This window comes from Coleofasciculus sp. FACHB-712, assembly GCF_014695635.1.
Lineage (GTDB): Bacteria > Cyanobacteriota > Cyanobacteriia > Cyanobacteriales > FACHB-T130 > FACHB-T130.
The window spans coordinates 1-5,252 of sequence record NZ_JACJOQ010000192.1 but is presented as its reverse complement, the minus strand read 5'-3'; the positions used below and the strand labels follow the sequence as shown (position 1 = coordinate 5,252).

Genomic DNA, 5,252 nt, shown 5'->3' with positions numbered 1-5,252 from the left:
GGGGAACCGCATTCGGGACAAGATTGAGGATGCGATCGCACAAAATTACAGTAATGACACCTCAATAATTCAGCGGCTTCTTCATGGGTGTGGTGATACGACAGCGAAACATCGCAGTGAGGACACTCAATTACATACCCACAGCTGCGACAAGAAACGAAGGTACTATGTCCCCGCCGATGAATAAATAAAATTCCCTGTTTCCCCTGATCTTGCAGCTGCTGTAAGCCTTCCTGAAGCGATCGGCTAAAAATTGAGCGATTCCCTTGCTGCAACTCTTGGCGCATATCCACCACTTCTACCGGCGGTAGCGGGCGCGATTGGATGCGTTCTGGCAATGAGAGGTAATGGGTAAGCGCGTTTTGAGTTGGAGAGACGCGATGAATCGCGTCTGAGTTTTGAGTTGAAGCGGTTAACTCCGGACTCGTAATATTTATCCAGGTTTCTAGGGAAGGAGTAGCGGAACCTAAAACGAGGGGGCAGTTTTCCAACTCAGCACGCCAAGTAGCGACCGTACGGGCGTGATAAGTGGGTGCGGGTTGGTCTTGCTTGAAGCTGGAGTCGTGTTCCTCATCCAACACGATTAGCCCTAGGCGTGGCAGTGGGGCAAAGATAGCGGAACGGGTGCCAATCACGACTTGAGCTGCACCCGCCAGCATTTGCCGCCAAGTGTCGTAGCGTTCGCCATCGGAAAGGGCGCTGTGATAGACGCAGACTTTGTTGCCAAAACGGGCGCGAAATCGGTCGGTGAGTTGGGGGGTAAGACCAATTTCCGGGACGAGGACGAGGGCAGATTGTCCCCGTTCTAAAATTGGGGCGATCGCTTGTAAATACACCTCTGTCTTCCCGGAACCCGTGACTCCGTGCAACAGCACCTTCGCAAAACCGGATAAAGACGCGATCGCTTCTAGCGCCTCAGATTGAGCCGGTGTTAATGCTTTCGGTTGATCCCCAGCCAAGAGCGGTTCTGCGGAAGTCCGCAACATCTCCCGTTCTTGAATAACCACGCAGCCTTTTTGCTCCAGCGTCTTGATGGTGGATGAACTGGCGTTGCAGATTTGCAGCAACTCCGTTAACAACAAATCGCCGCCGCGCCGCCGCAGCACTTCCAAAATTTCCCGTTGGCGCTGCGTTAAGTCGAGGGGAAAAACATCGACAACCAGCGTCACAGCCTTCTGCAACTTCGGTCGCTGGGTTCTGGGCGGTTCCAGGTAACTTTCGACTAACTTCGCCCGCAGTAACTCCCGGATGGCTCGATACGCTCCTCTAACTTGACGCTGGAGGTAAACGAAGCTGTAGTCTCCAGAGGGTTGAGCTTGCAGAAGTTCCAGAATCTTACAGGCAGTTGGACTCAGGTAATTAGCATTTCCCGCTTGTCCGACTTGTCCCCCCTCTCCTTCTCCTTGGGCAAGGCGGAGGCGACGCTGCGATCGCCCCAGTAATCCCGGCGGTAGCGCGACTCGAATTACCTGAATCAGCTGGGTATAGTAGTATTGGGCGACTTGGTTCAGCAGTTGCCAGTAGGTCGGCGGGAAAAACCCAGCACTGACTACATCCTCTACATCCCGAATTTTGGCTGGGTTCAAATCTGGCGGCGGTGCATCGCAAATCCGAATCGCGATCGCTCCCAAAACTTGCGCCCCAAACGGTACGCTCAGAATATCCCCCGGCTGCACTTGCAACTGGGCAGGCAACCGATAGGTATACAACCGCTTCTGCGCTTCTGCTTCTGGACAATCCACCAGCACTTCTATCCATCGATTCTGTCCAGAATCAGACTGGTCGTAGGATGCTCTACTCTCCAGCACAATGCCCGAACGCCCGACATTGGGATTTGACGACATATTCCCCCTCTCCCTTGGCAGCCGGATACTACAGCCAGCTTTCCAGACCGCCATGCTTGTCGCTTACTGTAGACCTGTTAATTTTAGCTGGCTGTAGACGCTTGAGAGACTTGAAATTCAACAACATCCGAGGTCGCAACCAAGAGGATAGAAGTTAGGATACAAATGTCTCGCTTGGATGCTTGTATGTGAGTATACTTGCTATCCTCTATCTATTGTGCAGAGCGCGGATGCCTACTTTCTCCCTATCGATAGAGAGGAAAGCTCACAAGTATATGAGATCCTGTGTGAATAGCATGGGAAATTTAAAAAACTTTAAACTTTCCTTAATTAGGAGCCAGAAAAAATGGAAAGAAACCCCAGACTTGGCATTGATTTAAGTTTAATTTAATTGAAATTTATCTACGGCATCACAGCTGACGGCAAGCTTCTAATAGACTAGGGCATCACCTTCATGTTTCCTGATTTTTTCTTAAGACGCATACCCAATCTAAAGCGCTTCTAGATTCTGGAATCGAGAAATGTAATCAGGGAAACAATCAAAAAACTATTTTCTGGTAGCCTTAAAAAGCTATTTGTAAATTGAAAGGTTGAATAAATTTTGAGTGTTCCAAAGCGGGTACCCGATCTGGTGTTGCCACGAGCGGATAAATGAAGCTCAAAATTAGCAAAGAATGCAGACAGTAAAAATAAAGTTGACCCTTGAGTCTATGCTCGTAGAGCCTGTCTTCAGTCCGTCATGGATATGTACAAAGAGAGCATCCGTTCCCATCAACTCGCTTTATCCAATACCGACTCAGACCTTGCTATGAATATTGCTGACTTGAACCGAAGCGACGTAGAATCTACATCCGATCGGGATTTTGTAGATATTACCGACCAGCAAATGGAAGAAACCACTGAAATAGAAATCGTCAGTGTTGAAGATGAAATTTCAGACGAAATTGATAAATTAGCCGGTGGTCGCCCCTCTGAATACCGCAAAACTGTCTCCGATGATACTGTAGGAGCGTTTTTTAAGGAGATGGCACGCTATCCCCTTCTGAAACCAGATGAAGAAGTCGAGTTAGCCCATCGCGTCCAATATTTAGTCAAGATAGAAGCGCTCCAAGAAAAATTACAAAAAGAGTTGGATCGGGCTCCCACGAAAGCAGAACTGGCAGCAGCAGATGGGCTTTCGGAACGGCAGATGGAACATCAACTGTATCGCGGACGGGTGGCGAAACGGAAGATGATTCGCTCGAACCTGAGATTAGTTGTTTCTATTGCTAAACGATATTTGAACCGAGGTGTTCAATTCCTCGATTTAATTCAGGAAGGGGCGCTGGGATTAAATCGCGCTACAGAAAAGTTTGATCCCGACAAAGGTTATAAGTTTTCTACCTATGCCTATTGGTGGATTCGGCAAGCAATCACGCGGACAATCGCTAACGATGCGCGCACGATTCGATTGCCGATTCACATTGTCGAGAAGTTAAATAAGCTCAAAAAAGCGCAGCGAGAACTCAAGCAAGAACTGCATCGCAATCCGACAGAAGAGGAACTGGCGCAATCTTTAGATATTGAGGCTTCGCAGTTGCGTCAGTTGTTGCAGCTTAGAAGGAGATCGCTTTCTCTCAACCATCGCATCGGGAAGGGAGAAGAGACGGAACTGATGGATCTGCTCGAAGATGGTGATAATCAATCTCCTGAAGAGCAGATGAGCGAAGCCATGATGCGCCAGGAAATTTGGGAAGTGTTAGGCGACGTTCTCACCGATCGGGAAAAAGATGTTATCTCGCTGCGGTATGGTTTAACCAGCAGCGAACCCTACACGTTAGAAGAAGTGGGCTGTCTATTTAATTTGTCCCGCGAACGAGTGCGTCAAATTCAAAGTAAAGCGATGCGGAAACTGCGGCGTCCCCAGGTTGCCAAACGCTTGAAAGGATGGCTCACCTAAAAGTTGTTGGCGATCGGTAATTAGTCATTCGTTTTATGATTGACCAAACGATCGCTGACTGATGACGAATGACTACTGAATTGATTTTACGTCCAGCAGAGCCTGGAGATGCGTCGGTGCTATTTGGGCTAATTAAAGCACTCGCGGAGTATGAGAAACTCTCTGACGCTGTCACAGGCAATACGGACGCCCTGAAAGAGCATCTGTTCGGTTCTAAGCCTTATGTAGAGGCAATTCTAGCAGAATATGCGGGGCAAGCCGTGGGGTTTGCCCTGTTTTTTCATAACTATTCCACCTTTCTCACTAAGCCGGGAATTTATCTGGAAGACTTGTTTGTACTCCCAGAATATCGGCGTCAGGGGATCGGGAAGGCGATTCTCACCCACCTTGCTCAGTTAGCTGTATCTCGCGGCTGCGGGAGATTGGAGTGGAGCGTTTTAGATTGGAATGAACCCGCGATCGCATTTTACGAACGCATGGGTGCTGACGTTTTGCCCGACTGGCGGATTTGCCGCGTTACGGGCGATTCTCTCGTGAGTATGGCTGCACTAACCCCTTCTGCCAGTGACGTAGGCAGCCGTTAGAGGGTGCTGGGGCGATTCAAAAATCTGCTCAACCGAACCAGATTCGATCAATTGTCCAGCACCATCCTGAACCCAAAACAGCGCCACATCATCCGCAATCCGTTTTGCCTGTGCCAGATTGTGAGTGACGACGAGGACTGTATATTTGCCGCGCAGATTGACGATTAAATCCTCTACGACTTCACTAGAAAGGGGATCGAGGGCGCTGCAAGGCTCATCCATCAGGAGAACATCGGGTTTGAGGGCGATCGCTCTGGCGAGACATAGCCGTTGTTGTTGTCCGCCAGAAAGGGAAAGGGCAGGAGATTTCAGCCTGTCCTTCACCTCATCCCACAAGCCGACATCGCGCAAGGCATCTTCGACAATTTCATCGATTTTTTCTCGATTCCTCACTCCATGTTCTCTAAGCGGAAATTCAAGATTTCTGATAATGGAAAGTGGGAAGGGATTGGGTTTTTGAAATAGCATTCCTATTCGGCGACGCAATGAAATCACATCGATTTCTTGCACATCTCGCTCCCCCAGCAGAATCCGCCCTGTTAACCGACAGTTGTTGGTTAAATCGGTAAGGCGGTTTAGACAAGTGAGAAAGCTTGTTTTGCCACAACCGGAAGGGCCAATTAGGGCTGTAATTTCACCCGATTTAATAGAGAGAGTGACATCTTTAAATGCGGGTTTATTCGCGTAAGAAAGGCTTAAATTCTCGGTTTTGATTTCTGGGGCATTACTGGGAAGTGAGGCTGAAGTTTTCTCTTGAATTCTAATTTCGCTTGTCGTGTGTTTCATGAAGAATTTAAACTGTAAAGACGCGAAGTACGCAAAAAAAGAACGCGAGGTAAGCTTGGTTTACGCTACCCAAATTCGGGATTGCCGAAACCGTTCTGC

General features: G+C 48.7%; 4 protein-coding genes. 2 read left to right on the top strand and 2 right to left on the bottom strand.

Going from position 1 to position 5,252, the window contains the following annotated elements; genetic code table 11:
• Positions 1-1,844, bottom strand: a 1,844-nt coding sequence (priA, locus tag H6F50_RS05410; RefSeq protein ID WP_190427170.1) for a primosomal protein N', incomplete at its 3' end; no start/stop codon positions are given.
• An 808-nt stretch (positions 1,845-2,652) separates the two neighbouring features.
• Between priA and H6F50_RS05405 the strand changes: the two genes are divergently transcribed.
• Both H6F50_RS05405 and H6F50_RS05400 read left to right on the top strand, forming a co-directional pair.
• Positions 2,653-3,783: an RNA polymerase sigma factor, RpoD/SigA family gene (locus H6F50_RS05405; protein ID WP_190414486.1), complete on the top strand. Its 1,131-nt coding sequence runs from the start codon at positions 2,653-2,655 to the stop codon at positions 3,781-3,783.
• A gap of 68 nt (positions 3,784-3,851) precedes the next feature.
• Positions 3,852-4,367 (top strand): GNAT family N-acetyltransferase, encoded by a 516-nt coding sequence (locus H6F50_RS05400; protein ID WP_190427168.1) that lies wholly within the window; start codon positions 3,852-3,854, stop codon positions 4,365-4,367.
• Here the strand turns inward: H6F50_RS05400 and H6F50_RS05395 are convergent.
• Positions 4,332-5,153 (bottom strand): phosphate ABC transporter ATP-binding protein, encoded by an 822-nt coding sequence (locus tag H6F50_RS05395; protein WP_190427166.1) that lies wholly within the window; start codon positions 5,151-5,153, stop codon positions 4,332-4,334. The two genes, H6F50_RS05400 and H6F50_RS05395, sit on opposite strands and share 36 nt — an antisense overlap.
• Positions 5,154-5,252: the final 99 nt, after the last annotated feature.